The sequence below is a fragment of the Paenarthrobacter sp. RAF54_2 genome (assembly GCF_052113945.1).
Classification (GTDB): domain Bacteria; phylum Actinomycetota; class Actinomycetes; order Actinomycetales; family Micrococcaceae; genus Arthrobacter.
Genome location: NZ_JBFRDV010000002.1, coordinates 252,110 through 272,651, shown reverse-complemented (window position 1 = coordinate 272,651; position 20,542 = coordinate 252,110). Strand labels below are relative to the sequence as shown.

Below are 20,542 nucleotides of genomic sequence, written 5' to 3'. Positions count from 1 at the left end.
GGCACCTCATGGATGTTTTCCTCCAGGCGCGGATGGTTGTCAGACATCTTACGCTGGCGCTGGCCCGCTCGTTTTCCAAAATTCACACAAAGTCTTCGCGCATTCTTCGGGCTGGTCCCAGTGGACGCTGTGGCCGGCGTCGGGAATTGCCTTCAGGGTGCGTGATGGGCTCGCCGCCACAAACGCAGCCATCTGCTCGATGGACCGCACGCGGTCGCCCGTTCCAGCAATCACCAGAAGCGGCGCCTGAACGCGGCTGGGAACTGAAGGTTCGACGCCGGTCATCGCCGCCCGGGCGCTGGCGGACAGAACTTCGAACGGCGTATCGAAACCTTTGCTGAGCAGCTCCATGTTGTCCGCGGAGAGATCCCCGTACCAAGCATTCATAAGCTTCAGCTTGGTATCGGCGTCGAAAAATCCCTGCCGGAGCTGCGACACCAAGAGCTTCTTGAAGGCCTCGTTTTGAGGTGCCGGAACCATTCCTACCAGCGTCACTGTCGCCACTAGTTCTGGATGCTTTGCCGCCAGGGTCAGTGAGACACTGCCACCCATCGAATGCCCCACGAGGTGCACCGGCCCTTCTGTGCGGGCGCGGATCGCTGCTCCGACCGACGCTGCGGCGCTGTCCAACGTCCACGTGTAGCCGGACGGCAGGTCCTGACCCGGGTGATAGCCCGGGAGATCGAGGATCCAAACTTCGCGTCCGGCGTCGAGCAGTATTTTCGCGAGCGGCTCCCAGTACACGGAGCCTGAGGCCCAGCCGTGGATCAGCACAACGGGAACTTGCTCGCCCGAGGAAGACGCGGGGGTGCGAACCTCCACGAAGGGGAGTGGAACTGCGGTGCCGGCCATGTCTCCAGACTAGTGACGCACGGCATCTTGCGCGGGGAAGAGCGCTGTGTCACACTGGCTATGAAATGTTAGATGTCTGACATCTTACATTCACGAAACCGCGACAAAGATTTCCCACGATGGAGTGCACAGTGACCCTTGAAGCCGACGTTCTGGCCGCTTTTCCGGCGGAAGTCCACATTCCTGCCCAGCTGGTTGCCGACGCTGTTGCTGCGTCTTCGGCCGAGGCCCCACGCGTCCTGGTTGTCCTGGACGACGACCCCACCGGAACCCAGTCCGTTTCGGACCTCGCCGTCCTCACCCGTTGGGACGTCGCTGACTTTGCCTGGGCCTTCGCCTACATCCGGGAGAACCAAACCAAGCCCGCCGTGTACGTCCTGACCAACACCCGTAGCCTGGACCCGGCCGAAGCGGCAGCGCGGAATGAAGAGATTGTCCGCAACGCACTCGCGGCGGCAGCCGGCAATGTGAAGCTGGGCTTCGTCAGCCGCAGCGACTCCACCCTGCGTGGCCACTACCCGTTGGAGCCCGATGTCATCGCGGCTACCGTGGCCGCTGAGACCGGTGAAACCACCGACGGCGTAGTAATCGTCCCCGCATTCCCCGACGCCGGAAGGGTCACCATCGGCGGGGTGCACTACATGCGCGGTACCGGGGAAGAAGCAGGCAAGCTCACCCCCGTGGCAGAAACAGAGTTCGCCAAAGACGCCAGCTTCGGCTTCGCCAACTCCGAGATGGCCAAGTATGTGGAGGAGAAGTCGCACGGCCGGTTCCCCGCCAGCGACGTGATCGTTCTGGATCTGAACATTATCCGCGCCGGGGCCTCCGCCCAGGACCCCGCCATTTCCGCCAAAGCGATCGCCGATGCTCTTGAACCGGCCACGAACTCGACTCCGGTCGTGGCCGACATCGTTACCGAGAACGATCTCCGTGCCCTCGCGCTTGGCCTGGAAGAGGCCGAACGCCGCGGCAAGAAGCTCCTCTACCGCGTAGGCCCCCCGTTCGTCCGAGGCCGGATTGGCCAGGAAATCCGCACCGCGCTGACCTCCGAAGAAGCGTACGCAGGCAACACTCCCTCTACGGCCGGTGGCCTGATAGTGGTCGGCTCGCACGTCGGTGTGACAACCCGCCAGCTCAGCGCGCTGACGGCCGCACACAGCTCTGCCCGCATTATCGAGATCGACGTTGAGAAGCTGCTGGCTCCTCAAGCTGACGGTTACATCACCACGGTGGTGTCCGACGTCGTCGACGCCCTCCACCAAGGCGACGTCATCGTCCACACCAGCCGCCTGCTCATCAAGACCGACGACGCCGCAGCGAGCCTGAAGATCGCCCGCACCGTCTCCGCCGCCGTCGTCAATGTAGTGAACCGGACGTTGAAAACCTTCCCGCCGCGGTTCGTCATCGCCAAGGGTGGCATCACGTCCTCGGACGTGGCAGCGCATGGACTGGAGATCCGCCACGCGATCGTCCGCGGGCCCATGCTGCCGGGCATCGTCTCGCTTTGGGAACCGGTGGATGGCCCCGCGAAAGGCATCCCGTACATCGTGTTCGCCGGCAATGTGGGCGATGACCAGTCGCTCGCCCAGGTCACCCGCAAACTCAGCGCGACTTTCTAAACTCCCGGAAGCCACAAAATTCAATGGAGAACACCATGACCAGCAGCAACTACACCATCACCGTCCTGGGCCTCGGCGCCATGGGCCTGCCCATGGCCACCCGCCTGGCCTCTGAGCTGACCGTCCACGGTTTCGATATCGCCGAACCCCGCCTGGAGCTCGCCGCAGCGGCCGGTATCAAGACTTTCGCTTCTGCCCGCGAAGCTTCGCAGGATGCCGACGCGCTGCTCCTGGCCGTTCGCAACGGGGAGCAGCTCAACGATGTCCTGTTCGGCGAGAACGGCGTTGCCTCGGTTCTGAAGCCAGGCGCAGTCGTCATCCTCGGCAGCACCGTTGGCACCGAGGCCATCCCGGCCACAGTCGAAAAGCTCGCAGGGTATGGAGTCGCGCTGGTGGATGCTCCGCTGTCCGGCGGCCCGAAGCGCGCGGGTGAAGGTGACCTGCTGATTGTTGTTGGAGCCGAACCAGAGGCCCTCGAAAAGGCCCGTCCCGCTCTGGAGCTGCTGGCATCCACTCTGAGCATTGTTGGCGACAAGCCCGGCGATGGCCAGGCGCTCAAGACCGTCAACCAGTTGCTCTGTGGTGTTCATATCGCCGCAGCAGCCGAGGCCATGGCCCTGGCGGATGCCCTGGGTCTGGATCAGGCGAAAACCCTCGCCGCCCTCGAAGCCGGCGCTGCGGGCTCCTTCATGCTTTCAAACCGTGGCCCCCGCATCCTGGAGGCCTATACCGAAGACGGTGCCGAGGTCCTCAGCCGCCTGGACATCTTCGTCAAAGACATGGGCATCGTCGGCAAGGCCACCCGCGCTGCCGGCCTTGCCGCACCGGTTGCTGCTGCTGCAGAACAGCTTTACCTTCTCGGCCAGGCCCAGGGCCTCGCCGCCGCCGACGACTCCGCCGTCATCAAGGTTGTCGCGCCCACAAAGCGCACCAACTAACCCACCAAAAACCCGCGACGACGGCGGTCCCCCCTTCGTCGTCGTCGCCACCTCCCGCCGGTCTTTTAGACTGGTTTGTCAAAGGAGACACCCCCAATGAATCCCCTCATCAACTCGTTGATGGTCCGGGCTGCCGATGCCCCCGCTATCAAACCGGCAGTGGAACTGGGAACACCCCTGTTGCTGACTATCGCCGCCGCGGGCATTGCCCTGCTGCTGGTGCTGATCATCCGCTTCAAGATCCAGGCCTTCGTTGCCCTGTTGGCTGTCAGCATCCTGGTAGGTGTGGCGGCCCAGATTCCCCTCAAGGACATCTTCACCGTGGTGGCCAACGGCGTTGGCAGCACCATGGGCAAGGTTGCTTTGTTGATTGCGCTCGGCGCCATTCTTGGCCGCATGATCGAGGTGTCCGGCGGCGTGCAGTCGTTGGCTACACACTTCACTGAGAAGCTCGGAGCCAAGCGCGTTGCCATCGCCTTGACGGCCGTGGGCTTCCTCGTGGCGATTCCGGTGTTCTTCGAGGTTGGCGTCATCGTCCTCGTCCCGATTGTCTACGCCTTTGCCAAGATCGCGAACGTTCACCCGATCAAGTTCGGCCTGCCCATGGCCGGCATCATGCTGTCCATCCACGTGGCTGTGCCGCCGCATCCGGGAATCGTTGCGGGCGCCGGTGTCTTTGGCGCCGACATTGGACTCATCACCCTGATCTCGCTGATCATCTGCGTGCCGCTCGGCTTCCTGTCCTACTGGGTTGCCAGCATCATGAACCGCAAAGACTACGAACTGCTCCCTGGGGTCAAGGCGCAGGTGGACGAGTTCGGTTCCGCGGACTCGCTCGTGCACGTTGGCCACGACGGCCCCGGCGCCCGCGCCATTGCTCCTCCCCGTCCGGGCCTGATCATGTTCCTGATCGCTGCTCCGATCGTCCAGATCCTCGTGGGCACCCTGGGAACGCTGACCATTGCCAAAGACAACTACTGGTACGGCGTGGCTGCGTTCATCGGCAACCCGTTCTTCGCGCTCCTTGTAGCTGTAGCCCTCTCCTTCTTCCTGCTGGCGGTCCGCCGCAACTGGTCACTCAAGGAAACCGGCGAGATCTTCGAAGGCGCACTTCCTCCCATTGCCTCCATCCTCATGGTTGTCGCGGCGGGCGGCGTGTTCGGTGAAGTCCTCCGCACCTCCGGCATCGGCGCAGCCCTGTCCCACACCCTGGACAGCTTGGGCTTGCCGGTGATCGTGCTCGGCTTCATCATCTCCCTGGCACTCCGCGCCGCCCAGGGTTCGGCCACCGTCGCCATTGTCACGACGACGGGCCTGCTTACCTCCGCTGTGATGGAAGGCGGCTACACGCCCGCCCAGATCGCCGTGATCGTGATCGCCATCGGATTCGGCGCCTTGGGGTTGTCCCACGTGACGGATGCTGGTTTCTGGACCGTGATCCGGTACTACGGGCTTACCGTGACCGACGGTCTCAAGACCTGGACAGTCCTCACCACGATCCTCGGCCTGGCCGGCTTCGTACTGACGTACGTCGCATGGATCCTGGTGGGAGGTTTGGCCCACTAATGCGCGCCAAACTCGATCAGCTGGTCATCTCCGCCCTCGCTGATGGCTCTGCTGTTCCGGCTTTCACCTGCTACGACTTCACCACTGCGTTGGCCGTTGTTTCGGCGGCGGAGGAAGCCCGGCTCGGTGTGATCCTGCTGGTAGCACCCAAGACGGCATCCACTCCCAACGGACTCCGGCTCATCGCAGCACTTCGCGGCCTGGCCGACGACGCCAGCGTTCCCGTATCAGTCCAACTGGATCACGCCTCGGACCTGCAGGTCATAAAGGATTCTGTGGCAGCCGGGGCGGATGCGGTCCTGGCCGACGGTTCGTCCCTGGCCTACGAGGACAACATCGCCTTGGTCCGCGAAGTCCGTGCCGCCTTGGATGCCCAGGGCGCGTTCGACGTCGTGATCGAAGCAGAACTTGGCGGCCTCGCCGGTGACGAAGACAAGGCTTTCGGTACGGAAGGTTCAGCGCCCGACGCTGGCCCGTCCGACGCCGGTACTTCAGTCGCCGGGCTGACTGACCCTTCGCAGGTGGCGGACTTCGTTGCACGCACTGGTGCCCAACTCCTGGCGGTAGCCGTGGGTAACGTCCACGGAAAGTACAAGGGCGAGCCCAACATCCGCTGGGACGTACTCCAGGAAGTTGCAGCGCGGACGGACGTGCCTTTGGTGCTGCATGGCGCCTCAGGCATCCCGGCTGAGCAGCTCGCAAAAGCTCCTTCCATGCAGGTCGGCAAGGTGAACTTCAACACCGAGCTGCGCACCGGAATCCTGGCCACCCTTGAAGCCGAAACCCCCGCGCACCGGGCAGACGGTGAGAACCTCCAAGGCCTGCTGGCTCGATGGAATGGTTCCGCGTGGTCCTTCGCCGGAGCAACGCTGGCGATGCTGAGTGACTGACACAACCCCGCACTCACAGGCTCTGTAACGCAGGGAGGCTAGGATCAGACCATGATCCTGGCCTCCCTGATTTTTGCCCTGCTTGCGGCGTTGCTCCACGTGTACATCTTCACGATGGAGTCCATCACATGGACCAAGCCAGCCACGTGGAAGCGGTTCAGCGTCACGTCGCAGGCTGATGCCGAAACCACCAAGCCGCTCGCCTACAACCAGGGCTTCTACAATCTGTTCCTGGCCATTGGCGCACTGGTAGGCATCATCGCAGTGGCCATGGGTGCACCCCAGGTTGGCTGGACCCTCGTATTCAGCTGCTGCGGTTCCATGCTTCTTGCAGCGCTGGTGCTCGCAGCGAGCGGCAAAAAGTACCTCCGCCCTGCGGTTCTCCAAGGGACAACGCCATTGCTCGCCGTCGTGCTTGGCGTGCTCGCCGTGACGCTGGGCTAGAGCCAGCGGGGCCGAGGCGCCTTAGTGCTCTGGCGGGCCACTCTGCGCGGCGGCCTGGTCCATCCACACAACCTCCCAGTGGTGGCCGTCGAGGTCGCGGAACGCCCTGCTGTACATGAATCCGAGGTCCTTGGGATCGTACGTCTCGGAACCTCCGGCTTCGAGCGCCTTAGTGGCCAGGGCATCAACACCTTCACGGCTGTCGGCGGAGATGGCAACAACGGCCGCGGCCGAGTTCCGGGTGTCCGCGATGGGCTGATCGGTGAACTGGCTGAACTTGTCGTGCGTCAGGAGCATTGTGTAGATGGTGTCGCTGAAGACGACGCAAGCGGCTGTCTCATCGGTGAAGTTTGGATTGATGGAGTAGCCAAGGGCCGTGTAGAAGGCCTTGGAGGCCTCGAGGTCGCTGACGGGCAGGTTCACGAAAATGGACGTAGTCATGGGTTCGATCCTGCCGGTGTTTCGCCATTCCGTCCAGAGCACGGCAGGCAGTTGTGGATAACGGACAGAGGCCGCCGACAGATTCGTTGCCATAGACTCAGGATTTGGCGTGTTGAGGTTCTATGGCCCTCTACCGCATCAATGAGCGCACTGCGCTGAACAAGGACCCGGTTGTACGTCGGGTCCATTGTTCTTTAAACAGTGCGATGAGCTGCTGCTCATCTGACACTAGACTATCTTTTTCTCCCTACTCGTTGTCACTTCCGCCGTTAGCCCTTAGCACCTGCCAACGCCACGACCGCTGGTCCCCATGGCACCCGGGGCGGACAATGGAGTCAACACGCAGGGGCGTGTATTCGTGGGGAGGGCCATGCAGCGGGCAAAGCCGGTTCAGCCTCCCGCCAGCCGGAGCGCGGCTGTGCCGGGAGCCTCAGCAGTGGGACCGCAACCGGCTGTGCAGCGTGATCCAGCAATCGACCTGGTCCGCTTCATCTGCCTCCTTCTGGTGGTCGCAGCCCACTGCATGATGGTGAGCCCCGTTCTGCACAGGGACGGGAAAGTCACCACGGGAAACACACTCATGGAGCAAAGCTGGTTCACGCCGGTGGTTTGGGTGCTCATGATCGTCCCGTTGTTCTTCGTCCTGGGCGGCGTCACTGGGTTGCAGTCGTGGCGGCGCTTGAAAGCACGCGGCGGCACAGGCTTCGACTTCGCCCAGCTGCGACTGCTTCGCCTGGTCCGCCCCGCCATGGCCCTGCTCGCCGTGATGTGGGCGGGGCTTTGGGCGGCCCTGCTCCTCGGCGTTGATCCACAGGTGATCCAGTTGATGACCACCGGGGCCGCGATGCCCCTCTGGTTCCTGGCCGCGTACCTCACAGCACAAGTCAGCATCCCGCTTATGGCCCGGCTCCATCAGCGTGCCCCACTGTCAACTTTGGGCATTCTCGTAGCGCTGATCATTACCGTCGACTCCCTCCGCGGCGCCGTCCCGGTTCTTGCCTTCGTCAACATGGTGTTTGTCTGGTGCGCAGTCCAGCAGCTCGGATTCCTCATGGCCGACGGCTTTTTTGAGCGTCGCAGCAGAACCTGGCTGGTAGGGGCGATCCTGGTCAGTAATGTGTTGCTCGGGCTGGTGACCGGTGTCGGCGTATATCCGGGCAACATGGTGGTGAACATCAACCCACCCAATCTTTGCCTGCTTCTGCTGGCCATTTCACAGACTGCCACGCTCCAACTTCTGGGCAAAGGCATACGCTGGATCGCCTCTGTGCGTTGGGTCCAGACGATCATCGCGGTGGCGGGCCGCCGGTCCATGACCGTTTACCTCTGGCATCTTCCTCTCCTGGTGGGCATGTCCGGACTCCTCTTGCTCGCCGACTTCCCCAAACCGGCCGCGGGCACAGCGGAATGGTGGTGGGCACGCATCCCCGTCTTCTTCGCCGTCATAGCCCTGCTGCTGCCGGTGGTGCTGCTCCTTGGCCGCCTCGAGAACCGTCCGACGGCGGCCAGCCACGCCCGGGGTCCCTCACGCACCGCTGTGGTGACCGCCGCCGTCGTGGTCCTTATCCCCGTTGCGGACGCCGCATTCAATGGCTTGACGCTGGCGCTCCTGGGTGGGGGAGCTGCCTGCTTCGCGCTCGCCGTCCTGCTGCTTGGCAGGGTCCCGACGCCGGTGCTGCCGCCGTCGGGGCCGGACGGGACGCCAACGTCCGGGGTAAAGCGGTCCACATTGCCAGCGCAGGGTTTACGTGCCAATCTCGAATCATGACCGAGCACACTGAATCATTGGCAGACTCGTTCCGCGCTGGCGTCACTACAGTTCGAAACGACAAATTCCATCGCTATGAACTCCGCGTAGACGGGGAGTTGGCGGTGATTTCCCAATTCATCGATAGGCCCGGTCACATCGATTTCACCCATACCGAGACAAAGTCCGCGTTCAAGGGCCAGGGCTTGGCCAAGGTGCTGGCACATTTTGCCTTGGACGATGTGGTGGCATCCGGTAAGCGCATCATTCCCCATTGCCCGTACATCGCCGCATACCTGCAAAAGCATGAGGGCTACGAGCAGGACGTCGATTGGCCTGCCGAGAAACCCGTGGGCGAGCCGGAGAACGAGTAGGGTTTTCGGGTCTCGTTTGACGCCTCCAGGGGCGCTGATAATGGACGCCTCCCAACTGAATAGTGCACCTTCCTGCCGGATCGTGTCGCTGAAATTGCGAGTAATTTAACCCCCTAGTCGTAAGTACCCTGCGATTCAAGTCATCCCGGAATTTGCTGTCACACTGGGCTTATGGGGAGCGATTTTGATACTGGTTCCAGCGGCGGAACCATCACCGCTGGACCAGTCACTGATCAGGTAATAATTGCGATGGTCCGCGGCGGCGACACCGATGCCTTCGACTCGTTGTACCGGCGGCATTTGGCTGCTGCGCAATACGTTGCGCGGGCGAATACTGATAACCCGAGTGACGCCGACGACATCGTTGCCGAGGCATTCGCATCAGTGTTCCAGGCCCTTAGCAGCGGCAAAGGACCACGGGAGTTCTTTCGCGCCTACCTGCTGACAGTGGTGCAGCGGACGGCGCATGCGCGGAACCGGAAAGCAAGGCTCACCCAGTCTGCCCCTGACGATGCCATGCTGGATACCGCCGTCGTCGATGCTGATCCCATCCTGAAGGAATTCGAATCCTCCGCCGTGGCGGCGGCGTTCAAGTCGCTGCCAGAACGTTGGCAAGCGGTGCTCTGGCATGTGGACATTGAGGGCATGAAGCCCGCCGCTGCTGCGCCGTTCATCGGTATCAGCCCCAATGGAGTGTCGTCTCTGCTCATACGGGCAAGGGAGGGACTGCGTCAGGCTTATTTGCAAAACCACGTGGTGGTGGCTCCGGACGATGAGTGTTCGGAGTATTCCGGCCAATTGGGCAAATATGCACGGAACGCCCTGAAACGGACTTCGCACGAAAAGGTCACTGCGCATCTGGAGACGTGCTCAAAGTGCACTGCACTGCTGTTTGAACTCAACCACATCCAAGGGGCCATGCGGGCGGCTCTCTTCCCCCTGGTGACCGGCATCGTGTTGACGCCTGGCGCGGTTGCGGGATTGCTCTCAGCATCGAACTCTTCCGCCCTCACAGGGGAAGGCCCTGCAACCGTTCGATCCCTCGGCCACGTGGGGAAGGTTGCTGCTGCTGCGGCCGTTGCTGCAGGGGTGGCGATTTTTGGTCTGGTCGCGTGGTTCGGGCAGTCCGGTGCCCAGGTCAATAACGCCGGCGATGCTCCAAGCACCTCCGCCGCGTCACCCTCGGCATCCAGCCCCTCGGCGTCCAGCCCCACGGCGTCCAGCCCCACAAGGGACGCACCCATCATGCCGTCCCCAGCTCAGCCAGCGGCGCAGTTGCCACAACCTTTTATAAGTGAAGAGGTTCGGCCGCATCCTGTGTCCGAGGAAATAGCCAAGCAGCGGGCAGCAGTTGTCACGAACTCCGGGACAGTGTCCTCAACCACCGAGGCCACGCCTTCAACGGCTGCCCCGTCACAGTCTGTCGACGCTGTTTTTGGCATGGAAGCTGGGGGCGGAGTACTCGAGCGCGATATCAGTGTGGGCTTTTCACTTCTGGGAGGCCCGGCATCAGGTTCCGGTGAAACAACCTTCAGCTTGCCGGAGAATGCCACCTTCATCCCGGGGAAATTCTCGGCACCGACCGGATGGTCGTGCTCAGATCCTGCTGCGGACAATCGGTTGATCCGCTGCACCACGGCGTCCATCGAACCGGCCAGCTTGGCATTCAAGATGGGCGTTTCCCTTGGGAATCCGGAAGTTGGCAGCACGTTGAGCTATCAATTCGGCGGTCAACACGTCCTTACCAAGTCCTTCGCCAACGGTTTTCACTAGGCTCTGGCGGCTTCCAAAACTTTTTCTATTTTCTCCGTCACGATTCGGCCTTGGCCAACACTAAGAGGCTGACAATATCTGTGCGCATCGGCTTCCTTGGAAGCGGAAGCACCAAGCGCAGCTGCCTGGGACTTGAGCCTGGGGCGCTTGGGGACGATGGAAAGATAAGCAACAGCCGTGAAGAATTCTCTCCTGGCCAGAACCTTGGTGATACTTCTCTCCACCCTTACTGCTGCTTCAGTGCTGGGCGGCCTTCAACTTTCTCCTGCGCAGGCGGTAACGCCATCAAAGCCACCTACCCCGTCAACATCCTCGACGCCCGATGCTACGCAGCCTGGCACTGTAGTGTTCTCGGAGAATTTCGAGCACGGTAGCCCCAACTCCGCCCTGGGTGCGCAGTCCTACTCCGCTCCCGGGTCAAAGCATTATGTTGGCAAGGGCGGCCAGTCGTACACAGGTTCTCCAGCTTGGATCGACGCCTCCAGGTGCAATGGCGTTATCCTGAGCTACCGGAATTCGACCACGCCCAGATGGGCGCAGTCCGGAACGGCGGCCGAAGGCAATGACAACAGGTGTGCCGAGCTCGCGGATATCCGCAGCTATCAGTACATGCGCATGTTGGCCTTGGCCATGGGTCAACAGTTCACCCCAGCTTCTCCCAGTACAAATCACGTCAACAGCTCATACACTGAATGCCCGTCCAGCAGTTCCAGCGGGTCGGCGTGCGATGCCATCCCGTCCGGTCCCACGGATGGAGTCATGTTCAGGACGGCGAGCCCCATCCCGGTGACCGCGGGTCACTATTACACTTTTGGCCTGAATACGGCGTACATGAATTGCGGCCTGGCTGCGGGCGATCCATCCTATCAATTCGCCACGGTTGATAGTGCTGGGGCGGTCACAGCCATCGGGAATCCACTTAACGGGTGCCAAACCTCGGACGATCCCAACGTGGAGTCCTTCCAGCAACAAGTGACCAGCGATGTCGGCGGAACTCCAGGAACCGTCACCAGGACCGTCAACATCAACTCGATGACGTCGAACACGGCGATCCAAGCCACCGGAAACTCCCTGTCGCTTGAAATGTGGAACAACAATGGCACCACCAACGGGAACGATGGCGCCTTTGACGATGTGCGCCTGATGGACGTGACTCCGCAATTGAAGCAATCCTTCACGCCCGCGGTGGTGGGCCCCGGCGGGATATCCACCCTCACCCTCACTGTCGCCAATACCAGCGAGCTCAACGCGAAGCATGACTGGTCCATCAACCAGGCGCTTCCTTCCGGACTGACGATCGCCGGAGATCCGAACATCGGGGGTACGTGCGTTCAGGTTCCCGGAACCGATCCACTCCTTCGCTCTGCAGCAGCGGGCAGCGGAACTCTTTCGATCTTGGGCGGTGACCTCCGTTCGGGTCAGGCCTCGTGCACGGTTGTGGTGAATGTGACTGCTGCCGCGGACGGCACCTATGCCAGCTCGTCCTCGGATATTGCGACGAATTTGAACCCTCCTGCCCAGGCTTCCCTTGTGGTCCGGGCTCCCCGGATAACGCTGGGCAAAGCGCTGAGCACGGCGCGTGCCACGGGTTCTGACCAATTCACCATGGAGATCCGTGCGGGGTCTCCTACTGGTCCCGTGGTAAATGCCATCAATCACTCCACTACCTCCGGATCTGTGGCAGACATCGCCGCTGGTACTGGTGTCACAGGTCAGACAACGGCCAACGCAGGCACTACCTACTACCTCACGGAAGCGGGCGGCATCCCGTCCAACTACCTCCGGAGCATCACCTGTGCGGACGCGGCTGGCCTGCAGCCGAATTTGCCTGTGGGAGCGGCGGTTGACCGGCCGTTTGCACTTACACCCGTCGCCGGCGCAGACATCACGTGCATTTTGACTGGCACCGCTGCGGCCCTTCCCGGCCTCGGGTTTACTCACGGCGCTGATGCCTCCGCTGTCCACTCGCCAGCGCAGGTGGGAGATGTGATTCGCTACAGCTTTGGGGCAACGAACAGTGGAAACGTGCCATTGAGGGATGTGGTCATCAACAACACCCTTGCCGGACTTCCGGAATTGGCATACTCGTGGCCCGGAATCCCAGGTCAGTTGCTACCGGGGCAAACACTGACCGCTGTTGCTGCTTACAGGATCACCCAAACAGACCTCGACGCCGGTAAGGTCGCCAACTCGGCTGCGCTCGCCGGCGTTCCAGGCGCCGGCGGCCTCACGGCCTCGTTGCCGGTGACTACAGATACACCGCTGTCACCGGATGCGCGCCTGGAATTCTCCACGACTGCGGATGCCTCTGCGGTGGGAGATCCCGCTCAGGTGGGCCAGGTCATCACGTATAATTTCATGGCGAAAAACGCCGGAAACGCCGCCCTCAAGGCGGTCTCCATTGAGGACCAAGTGCGGGGACGCGGGCCACTGGCCTACGCGTGGCCCGGAGTCGCCGGTGAACTGCTGCCTGGTGAAACTGTGACTGCTTCGGCAAGCTACAAACTCACGTGGTGGGACGTCAAAGCGGGCAACATCACTAACGCGGCAACAGCTACGGGGAAGGCCTCGGCAGGTGGGTGGGTAACCACGCATCCTGCCACAACGGCAATAGCATTCCCGCGGACAGGGCAGAAGGAGACTGCGGAGGCTTTCCAACGGCTGGCAGTTCAATCAGAACGAGAGGCCGCTTCGCGCGCCGTTCCGAATGGGTCAGTCTCGAAACAGCCCGAGGAGCAGGGTCAGCCCGGCGAGTCCGTGACCGCTACCAATTCATCGGCCGGAGCATTGGCCTCCACGGGAGTCACTCTTACCTTGCTGCCGGTTGCTGTCCTCATCCTTTCCGGTCTGGTCCTGTTCGTAATGGGACGCCGCAAAGCTGTCCGGAGTCAGGAGCAGGTCTAGGTACTGGAGCGTTTCTTCTGCCACTGCCAGGCGTGCCAGAACAGGAGGGCGGCCGTGACCAGGATGGTCCCTGGAATCACGTAGGGCACGGACTGGAGGACCATAAAGTTTACTTGGGCTGAAGGACTTGGCGCCGTCGGACCGGTCATTGCCGCGACGGCGTCGAAAGCCCAGAAGCAAAACCACACCAACCCAGCGTCCAGCACCCAAAGGGCCACGACGAAGGGGTTCACGAGTACCCGACTCCGCCCCCGTTCAGGGGTTTCCGGGTCGTGTGGACTCACTGCCCGCACCGCATTCCCGTGTTCATCGATCTCGCGGAATCCGATCCGCTCGTGTACGTCGTCAGCCACTGGTCCCCCAACCGTCGAGTTTCTGTGCCGTTGACTCTACAGCTCTTGGCTATAAGCCGGGGTATTTTCCACGGGGCCAGCTTCCAACAAAAGTCAATGACGCGTCCTCTTCCCCACATTCGGCGAAAATACGGGCATCAGGCGAAATAGATCACAAAAGTTTGACGAAAAGGTAAGCCTAAGTAAGGCTTACCTTGCTAACTAGCGCCCAATGATGGAAGGAAGCTGACGTGACGTCACCAAGTGTCGAAGAGCGGATCGCTCAGGAGCAGGACTTTGGCTCCAAGGTGGAGCTGGCCCTCGCTGCCACAAACCAGCTGTTCAACGCACGAAATTCGCCCAGCTATGTGGCGCAGGTTCTTCAGGGAGTCAACGCTGTCTCCACCAAAGTCCAGCGCACCGCCCGGCCGTTTACCGGCGTCGGGCATGCAGAACTGAAGGCCATGGTTGGTGCGATCGATCTTGAACGTCCGCTGCCGGATATGGCTGCTGCCCTGGAGGAGCTTGACGAGCTCTACCTCAAGGACGCGATCTACTTCCACGATTCCCGTTACGCGGCGCACCTGAACTGCCCGGTGGTCATTCCCGCTTTGGTTGGTGAAGCTGTGCTTTCGGCCATGAATTCCTCCATGGACACGTGGGACCAGAGTGCCGGCGCCACCATGATCGAGCGGCGACTCATCGATTGGACTGCTGGGCGGATCGGTTTTGATACCGCCGCCGATGGTGTCTTCACCTCAGGTGGGAGCCAGTCCAACTTCCAGGCGTTGCTGATCGCCCGCAACCACGCCGTGGCAAAGCTCCGGGCCACGAATGGCGACGCGCGCCTGCCCCACCTCCTTGAACGGCTCCGGATTTTCACGTCCGCAGACAGCCACTTCAGCATCCAGAAGTCCGCTTCCATGCTGGGGCTCGGCTTCGATGCCGTCATCTCCGTGCCCACCGCTGACGATCACCGCATGGACCCCACCGCGCTTGCGGCTGCTTTGGCGGAAGCGCACGACGCCGGCTTGGTAGCGATGGCGGTCGTGGCCACTGCCGGGACCACCGACTTTGGTTCGGTTGATCCGCTCTCCGAAGTGGCGGCCTTGGTGCGGGCCTATGATTCCTGGCTTCACGTCGACGCAGCTTACGGCGGAGGCCTCATCGTCTCCGGCCGCTACCGCCACCTCCTGAACGGGATCCTTCTGGCGGACTCCATCACTATTGACTTCCATAAGACCTTCTTCCAGCCTGTCAGCTCCAGCGCGGTCCTGGTCCGCAACGGCTCCATGATGCGCCACGTCACCTACTACGCGGACTACCTGAATCCGGAGAGCGCCGCGAAGGCTGAAATTCCCAATCAGGTGGACAAGAGCATCCAGACCACCCGCCGCTTCGATGCCCTGAAGCTGTGGCTCACCTTGCGCATCATGGGCGCCGACGCCATTGGTGCGCTGTTCGACGAAGCAATCGACCTCGCCGGCCGTGTGGGAACCCTGTTGGTGGATGACGCCGACTTCGAACTCGCCGCCACACCCCAGTTGAGCACTTTGGTATTCCGCTACCGTCCGGCCGTTGACGGCGTGACCTTGGACGAGGATGCCTCAGACGTCATCAACCCTGCCATCCGGGCAGCAATCTTCGCTTCGGGCGAAGCCGTGGTTGCCGGCACCAAGGTGGCTGGCCGCCACTACCTCAAATTCACCCTTCTCAACGCCGAGGCGTCCCTGAGGGACATCGAGGAAATCATCGAACTTATCCGCCGGACGGGCGCCAGCCTGCTCGCGACCACCACGGAGGCTGCAGCGTGAGCACCCCGGACAACAGCAGGATTTACGACGTCGCTGGCATCGGCGTCGGGCCCTTCAACCTGGGTCTCGCCGCGCTAAGTGAGCCGGTTGACGGCCTGGACTGCGTCTTCCTTGAACGTCGCGAATCCTTCGATTGGCACCCCGGCATGATGCTGGAGCCCGCGCACCTGCAGGTCCCGTTCATGGCTGACCTCGTCACTTTGGCCGATCCGACGTCCCCTTACTCATTTTTGAACTTCCTCAAGCAGACCGGACCGTTGTATCGCTTCTACATCCGGGAAAACTTCTACCCGCTTCGGGCGGAATACAACCAGTACTGCCAGTGGGTGGCCGGCCAGCTTGAGTCGGTGCGTTTTAGCACAGATGTGCTGGATGTGGCGTACGACGACGGCGTGTACCGCCTTTCGGTGCAGGGTCCGGAAGGCGCTGAGGTTCTTCACGCCCGGAAGTTGATCCTGGGAACAGGCACCTCGCCATATGTTCCGGACTCCTGTGCAGGGATTGTGGATGGCGGCGGACTTGTCCTCCACAACGCCGAGTACCTGTCGAGGAAGAGTGAGCTGCAGTCCAAGCGCAGCATCACCATCGTCGGCAGCGGCCAGAGTGCCGCGGAGCTCTACTACGAACTCCTTCAGGAAATCGACGTGTACGGCTACCAGCTGAACTGGGTGACCCGCTCGGACCGCTTCTTCCCCTTGGAGTACACCAAGCTCACCCTTGAAATGACCTCGCCGGAGTACGTGGACTACTTCCACTCACTGCCGGGGGAGCAGCGCGATTCCCTGATCAAGAGCCAGAAGAACCTGTACAAGGGCATCAACTCGGACCTGATCGACGACATCTACGATCTCCTGTACACCAAGAGCCTGTCCGGCATGGTGGATACGCAGCTGCACACGCACTCCTCGCTAACATCCGCTGAATGGGACCCGGCCACGGGCACCCACACACTGCAGTTGCACCACGGGGAACACTGCCGCGATTTCAGCCTGGAGTGCGAAGCCGTGGTTCTCGCCACCGGCTACACCTACAAGGAGCCCGCCTTCCTGGCCGGCATCCAGAACCGGATCCGCCGCGACGCCAAGGGCCGCTTCGACGTCGAACGAAACTATGGAACCGGCGTCGAACCCGGCGAAATCTTCGTCCAGAACGCCGAGCTTCACACCCACGGATTCGTCACGCCGGACCTTGGCATGGCTGCCTACCGCAACTCCTGCATCCTGCGGGAAATCACCGGCCGTGAGGTCTATCCGATCGAGCGGAGCATCGCGTTCCAGCAGTTCGGCGCGCCAGCCCCAGTTGCTTCAACAGCTCCGAACACCGTGGGGGCCGCTGTATGAGCTTCACCTTCCGACCGGTCGACCCCGTAGCGGATGCACCTGTCCTCCACAGCTGGGTCAGTCAGGAGTATGCACGGTTCTGGGGCATGGTTTCGGCAACCGAGCAGGACGTTGTGGAGGAGTACTCGCGAATCGTCGAATCAGGTCACCATCAGGTGTTCCTGGGGCTCGACGACGGCGTGCCCGCCTTCCTCATGGAGCGGTATCGTCCCGAGTCGTCGCCGTTGGCAGACGTTTACGAGGTCCAGAGCGGCGATGTGGGTATGCACCTCCTGGTGTCTCCGCCCAGTGGCGAGCCGCGGCCCGGCTACACCACAGCCGTCATGCAGTCCGTCATGGCCGAACTGTTCGCCGACCCCGCAACCCGGCGGGTCGTCGTCGAGCCTGACGCCCGCAACCACAAAATCCATGTGCTGAACGAGAAGGTGGGCTTCCGCCCGCATGGAGTGGTGACCCTTCCCGCCGTCGATCCTGCCGAAGACCACAAGCAGGGGCTCCTAAGCTTCTGCACGCGCGAGGATTTCCTCGCAACCCTGACCCCGATTCTGGCCGCGACTGTCGCGGCGACCAGAGGAGATTTCCTGTGACCACTACTGCCGAAGCCACCCTCCACGAGGTAGCCGAATCCGTCTCCCACCTGACCCCGGAGCGTTGGGTCGTGGCCAACAGACACTTGGTCCGCAAGGCGATCGCCGAATTCTCACACGAGCGGATCCTGGTTCCGGAGCTGATCCGTGAGGAGGGCGCCGGCGTCGGGCTGTACAAGGTTGTCAGCGACGACGCCACCGCTGAGTACCGCTTCCGTGCGCGGCTCTTGGCGCTTGAACACTGGTCCGTGTCCGCTGAGTCGATTGCCCGGCTGCGCGGCACCGATGAGCTGACGCTGGATGCCTTGGATTTCATCACGGAATTCCACGAGGCACTGGCCATCCGGCAAGAGATGCTGCCCGTCTACCTGGAGGAAATCAGCAGCACACTCGCCAGCCACGCCTACAAGCAGGGCAAGCCTTTTAGCTCCCGCGAGTTGGCGGCGGGCATCACCCGCGGCGCGGACCGGGCGGCCGATTTCCAAGCGATCGAGCACAGCATGACCGAGGGGCATCCATGCTTCGTTGCAAACAACGGCCGGCTGGGTTTCGGTATCGCCGATTACCATGCGTTCGCGCCGGAAACCGGTGCCGTGGTGAAGCTTCAGTGGATCGCCGTGTATCGCAGTAAAGCCGTCTTTGCGTCCAGCGCAGGCTTGGATTACCGGACGCACTTTGAGGCCGAACTTGGAGCTGCAACACTGTCATGGTTCAACGCGGAACTTGCCGCTTCCGGCCTTGATCCTGAGGACTACCTGCTCATGCCGGTGCACCCCTGGCAATGGGACAACAAGCTCACAGTGACGTTCGCGGCAGAAATCGCCCAGCGCCACATCGTAAACCTGGGCAGCGGCGAGGACTCCTATCAGGCGCAGCAGTCCATCCGTACGTTCTTCAACACCACCTCACCGGAGAAGGCGTACGTCAAAACGGCCATGTCCGTACTGAACATGGGCTTCATGCGTGGTCTTTCCCCGCAGTACATGAAGGCAACGCCGGCCATCAATGATTGGCTGCAGGAACTGATCGGCAATGACCAGGAGCTCCAGAACCGGGGCTTGGCCATGATCCGTGAAACGGCGGCCATCGGCTACCACAACCACTATTACGAGGCTGCATCGGGCAAGGGGTCCCCGTACCGGAAGATGCTCTCGGCTCTGTGGAGGGAAAGTCCCCTTCCGATGCTCAAGGACGGCCAGCAGTTGGCAACCATGGCGTCCTTGTTGCATGTGGATTCCTCCGGCGCGTCAGTGGTCTCGTCCCTGATTCAGCGCTCCGGGTTGGCTCCAACTCAGTGGCTGCGCCGCTACTTCGAGACATACCTCGTTCCGTTGGTCCACTGCCTCTACGAGTATGAGCTCGCGTTCATGCCTCACGGTGAGAATGTCATCCTGATCCTCGAGGACGGCGTGCCGGTACGGGCGATCATGAAGGACATTGCCGAGGAAATTGTGGTCATGGGGGACCGGCTGGACCTGCCCGAGGAAGTCTCCCGCATCAAGGCCGAGATTCCCGCTGAAGAAATGGTCCTCGCGATCTTCACTGACGTGTTCGACTGTATCTTCCGTTTCCTCGGGGCCATCCTTGTGGAGGACGGGACGCTCCAGGAAGACGAATTCTGGGGGACGGCAGCTGCCGTAGTTCGCGAATATCAGGAACGGCATCCGGAACTAGCGGACCAATTCGCCATGCATGATCTGTTCGCTTCGGACTTCGAGTTGTCCTGCCTTAACCGGCTGCAGCTGCGGAACAACCAGCAGATGCTCGATATCTCGGATCCGTCCGGTGGATTGCAGATGGCTGGCCCACTGGCCAACCCCTTGGCAAAGTTCGCTTAAGCGGAAAATTGGCGGAGGCGCCGCCGGGAAAAATTGCTTCATCCGGTGGCGCCTCCTCATGACTGGCTGCCTGATCCGACCCCAGGCAGCTGCCACGCCTATGTAGTACTAATTGCCGCTGAATCGTGTTGCGAAAAAGGGCACGGCTTCGCGGCATCTTCCTATTCCATGGCGTTCCTTATCAGGCTGACCGTCTGTATCGAAGGCCAGCGATTGCCCGGTCGCACTCCGCTCGCGACGTGGGAAAGTCCAGGAATTCCACGAGCGTTCGCCGTCCAACGCCCAGGTGTAGCCCGTCGATGCGCTGCAGACAGCGGAACAATGCCTTGTAGCTCTCCCGCTTGCGGGTCATCATGGTGTGAATGCTTCCGCGATGATAGGCGGCAGTGGCTTCCACTGCCGCAAGTTCCCCTCTGCATATCTGTCCGATTTCGGCCAACATTTCCCAGCTCAGCAGCTTGCCGCCTTCAGACCATCCCAGATGAAGGGTCGCTATCGTGTGGCTTCTCCGCCGGGCGCTGGGGCGGAGCGACATTTCATGGATCAGCCGTTCAAAGTGCGCCATGGTTGCAAGCCCTGTATAGACGTCCGTGCAGGAGAAGGGCTCGAGGCGTTCATTTTCCGTCGCCCATCCCTCCACGAGATCCCGCATCGAACCGTCATCGGCAGGCACGCCTGCGGCCTCAAAAAAGGCACTGAAATCCTGCATGGTTTCGCGGACTCCAACGCCGTGATAGGCGCGGGACGCCCCGAGATTCTTGGCAGACATTTGCAGCTCACCACCCTCCGCTTGGGTCTTCAGCATGTCCTCGACTTCAGGAACGAGCCAATCACCCGGGAATAGCCATCCGGCTTGCTCACTACGTTGTCGCCAGCGCCCACGGAGCTGTAAGGACCTGCTTTCGATTTTCAGATGAGCGCGTTGATCTTTCATGTCCAATGAGTGCCATTGAGCGCCAAGTCATGACGCAATTTCGTCCAAATACTGGACATCGTTCTCCCTTGGACATGGTTCCATCCGCGGCCAGAAAAAGTTTTCGTTTTTTGCGGCATGAACTTTTCCCACGCCGCACTCATTGACTG

Annotated in this window: 17 protein-coding genes; 13 read left to right on the top strand and 4 right to left on the bottom strand. The window is 61.6% G+C overall.

Going from position 1 to position 20,542, the window contains the following annotated elements:
- Positions 1-48: 48 nt before the first annotated feature.
- Entirely contained in the window at positions 49-852 is an 804-nt protein-coding gene (locus AB4Y87_RS02735; RefSeq protein ID WP_442002947.1) for an alpha/beta fold hydrolase, read from the bottom strand.
- A 131-nt stretch (positions 853-983) separates the two neighbouring features.
- Here AB4Y87_RS02735 and AB4Y87_RS02730 point away from each other — a divergent pair, with 131 nt between their 5' ends.
- The 5 genes from AB4Y87_RS02730 (at position 984) to AB4Y87_RS02710 (ending at position 6,309) form a co-directional block, all read left to right on the top strand.
- Positions 984-2,471, top strand: coding sequence for a four-carbon acid sugar kinase family protein (locus AB4Y87_RS02730; protein WP_442002946.1), 1,488 nt, complete (start codon positions 984-986; stop codon positions 2,469-2,471).
- 35 nt (positions 2,472-2,506) lie between these two features.
- A complete protein-coding gene (locus tag AB4Y87_RS02725) occupies positions 2,507-3,409 on the top strand; it encodes an NAD(P)-dependent oxidoreductase (RefSeq protein ID WP_442002945.1) in 903 nt (300 codons plus the stop codon).
- Positions 3,410-3,505: 96 nt separating this feature from the next.
- Complete coding sequence (locus AB4Y87_RS02720) at positions 3,506-4,975, top strand: GntP family transporter (protein WP_442002944.1); 1,470 nt, start codon at positions 3,506-3,508, stop codon at positions 4,973-4,975.
- Positions 4,975-5,865 (top strand): class II fructose-bisphosphate aldolase, encoded by an 891-nt coding sequence (locus AB4Y87_RS02715; RefSeq protein ID WP_442002943.1) that lies wholly within the window; start codon positions 4,975-4,977, stop codon positions 5,863-5,865. Before AB4Y87_RS02720 ends, AB4Y87_RS02715 begins: the two co-directional genes overlap by 1 nt.
- A gap of 51 nt (positions 5,866-5,916) precedes the next feature.
- Positions 5,917-6,309: a DUF1304 domain-containing protein gene (locus AB4Y87_RS02710; RefSeq protein WP_442002942.1), complete on the top strand. Its 393-nt coding sequence runs from the start codon at positions 5,917-5,919 to the stop codon at positions 6,307-6,309.
- Between the two features lie 21 nt (positions 6,310-6,330).
- Here the strand turns inward: AB4Y87_RS02710 and AB4Y87_RS02705 are convergent, their stop codons facing one another.
- On the bottom strand, positions 6,331-6,750 hold the full coding sequence (locus AB4Y87_RS02705) for a VOC family protein (RefSeq protein WP_442002941.1): 420 nt from the start codon (positions 6,748-6,750) through the stop codon (positions 6,331-6,333).
- 370 nt (positions 6,751-7,120) lie between these two features.
- Here AB4Y87_RS02705 and AB4Y87_RS02700 point away from each other — a divergent pair, with 370 nt between their 5' ends.
- From AB4Y87_RS02700 to AB4Y87_RS02685, 4 genes are all read left to right on the top strand, one after another.
- Positions 7,121-8,518 carry an acyltransferase family protein gene (locus AB4Y87_RS02700; RefSeq protein ID WP_442002940.1) on the top strand — a complete coding sequence of 466 codons (1,398 nt, stop codon included), beginning with the start codon at positions 7,121-7,123 and terminating at the stop codon, positions 8,516-8,518.
- Complete coding sequence (locus AB4Y87_RS02695) at positions 8,515-8,871, top strand: GNAT family N-acetyltransferase (RefSeq protein WP_442002939.1); 357 nt, start codon at positions 8,515-8,517, stop codon at positions 8,869-8,871. Before AB4Y87_RS02700 ends, AB4Y87_RS02695 begins: the two co-directional genes overlap by 4 nt.
- Positions 8,872-9,042: 171 nt before the next feature.
- A complete protein-coding gene (locus tag AB4Y87_RS02690) occupies positions 9,043-10,644 on the top strand; it encodes a sigma-70 family RNA polymerase sigma factor (protein ID WP_442002938.1) in 1,602 nt (533 codons plus the stop codon).
- Positions 10,645-10,821: 177 nt separating this feature from the next.
- Positions 10,822-13,548 carry a DUF7507 domain-containing protein gene (locus tag AB4Y87_RS02685; protein WP_442002937.1) on the top strand — a complete coding sequence of 909 codons (2,727 nt, stop codon included), beginning with the start codon at positions 10,822-10,824 and terminating at the stop codon, positions 13,546-13,548.
- On the opposite strand, the gene AB4Y87_RS02680 is transcribed toward AB4Y87_RS02685, so the two are convergent.
- Positions 13,545-13,901 (bottom strand): hypothetical protein, encoded by a 357-nt coding sequence (locus tag AB4Y87_RS02680; protein WP_442002936.1) that lies wholly within the window; start codon positions 13,899-13,901, stop codon positions 13,545-13,547. The genes AB4Y87_RS02685 and AB4Y87_RS02680 overlap by 4 nt on opposite strands.
- Before the next feature lie 230 nt (positions 13,902-14,131).
- Between AB4Y87_RS02680 and AB4Y87_RS02675 the strand changes: the two genes are divergently transcribed.
- From AB4Y87_RS02675 to AB4Y87_RS02660, 4 genes are read left to right on the top strand one after another with little or no spacing between them, the layout of a single operon-like run.
- Positions 14,132-15,694: a pyridoxal phosphate-dependent decarboxylase family protein gene (locus tag AB4Y87_RS02675; RefSeq protein ID WP_442002935.1), complete on the top strand. Its 1,563-nt coding sequence runs from the start codon at positions 14,132-14,134 to the stop codon at positions 15,692-15,694.
- Positions 15,691-17,034 (top strand): lysine N(6)-hydroxylase/L-ornithine N(5)-oxygenase family protein, encoded by a 1,344-nt coding sequence (locus AB4Y87_RS02670; protein ID WP_442002934.1) that lies wholly within the window; start codon positions 15,691-15,693, stop codon positions 17,032-17,034. Before AB4Y87_RS02675 ends, AB4Y87_RS02670 begins: the two co-directional genes overlap by 4 nt.
- Positions 17,031-17,621: a GNAT family N-acetyltransferase gene (locus tag AB4Y87_RS02665; RefSeq protein ID WP_442002933.1), complete on the top strand. Its 591-nt coding sequence runs from the start codon at positions 17,031-17,033 to the stop codon at positions 17,619-17,621. The genes AB4Y87_RS02670 and AB4Y87_RS02665 overlap by 4 nt, the downstream gene beginning before the upstream one ends.
- The gene (locus tag AB4Y87_RS02660; RefSeq protein WP_442002932.1) at positions 17,618-19,459 is read left to right on the top strand and encodes an IucA/IucC family protein; all 1,842 of its coding nucleotides are present in this window, start codon (positions 17,618-17,620) and stop codon (positions 19,457-19,459) included. The genes AB4Y87_RS02665 and AB4Y87_RS02660 overlap by 4 nt, the downstream gene beginning before the upstream one ends.
- Positions 19,460-19,640: 181 nt before the next feature.
- Here AB4Y87_RS02660 and AB4Y87_RS02655 read toward each other — a convergent pair whose 3' ends face one another.
- Positions 19,641-20,264, bottom strand: coding sequence for a hypothetical protein (locus AB4Y87_RS02655; protein WP_442002931.1), 624 nt, complete (start codon positions 20,262-20,264; stop codon positions 19,641-19,643).
- Positions 20,265-20,542: the final 278 nt, after the last annotated feature.

What these genes read in the sequence shown, in the direction of transcription:
- AB4Y87_RS02735 (WP_442002947.1), bottom strand. Translation starts at nt 852, where the DNA reads ATGGCCGGCACCGCAGTTCCACTCCCCTTCGTGGAGGTTCGCACCCCC.
- AB4Y87_RS02725 (WP_442002945.1), top strand. Translation starts at nt 2,507, where the DNA reads ATGACCAGCAGCAACTACACCATCACCGTCCTGGGCCTCGGCGCCATG.
- AB4Y87_RS02720 (WP_442002944.1), top strand. Translation starts at nt 3,506, where the DNA reads ATGAATCCCCTCATCAACTCGTTGATGGTCCGGGCTGCCGATGCCCCC.
- AB4Y87_RS02715 (WP_442002943.1), top strand. Translation starts at nt 4,975, where the DNA reads ATGCGCGCCAAACTCGATCAGCTGGTCATCTCCGCCCTCGCTGATGGC.
- AB4Y87_RS02710 (WP_442002942.1), top strand. Translation starts at nt 5,917, where the DNA reads ATGATCCTGGCCTCCCTGATTTTTGCCCTGCTTGCGGCGTTGCTCCAC.
- AB4Y87_RS02705 (WP_442002941.1), bottom strand. Translation starts at nt 6,750, where the DNA reads ATGACTACGTCCATTTTCGTGAACCTGCCCGTCAGCGACCTCGAGGCC.
- AB4Y87_RS02700 (WP_442002940.1), top strand. Translation starts at nt 7,121, where the DNA reads ATGCAGCGGGCAAAGCCGGTTCAGCCTCCCGCCAGCCGGAGCGCGGCT.
- AB4Y87_RS02695 (WP_442002939.1), top strand. Translation starts at nt 8,515, where the DNA reads ATGACCGAGCACACTGAATCATTGGCAGACTCGTTCCGCGCTGGCGTC.
- AB4Y87_RS02690 (WP_442002938.1), top strand. Translation starts at nt 9,043, where the DNA reads ATGGGGAGCGATTTTGATACTGGTTCCAGCGGCGGAACCATCACCGCT.
- AB4Y87_RS02665 (WP_442002933.1), top strand. Translation starts at nt 17,031, where the DNA reads ATGAGCTTCACCTTCCGACCGGTCGACCCCGTAGCGGATGCACCTGTC.
- AB4Y87_RS02655 (WP_442002931.1), bottom strand. Translation starts at nt 20,264, where the DNA reads ATGCTGAAGACCCAAGCGGAGGGTGGTGAGCTGCAAATGTCTGCCAAG.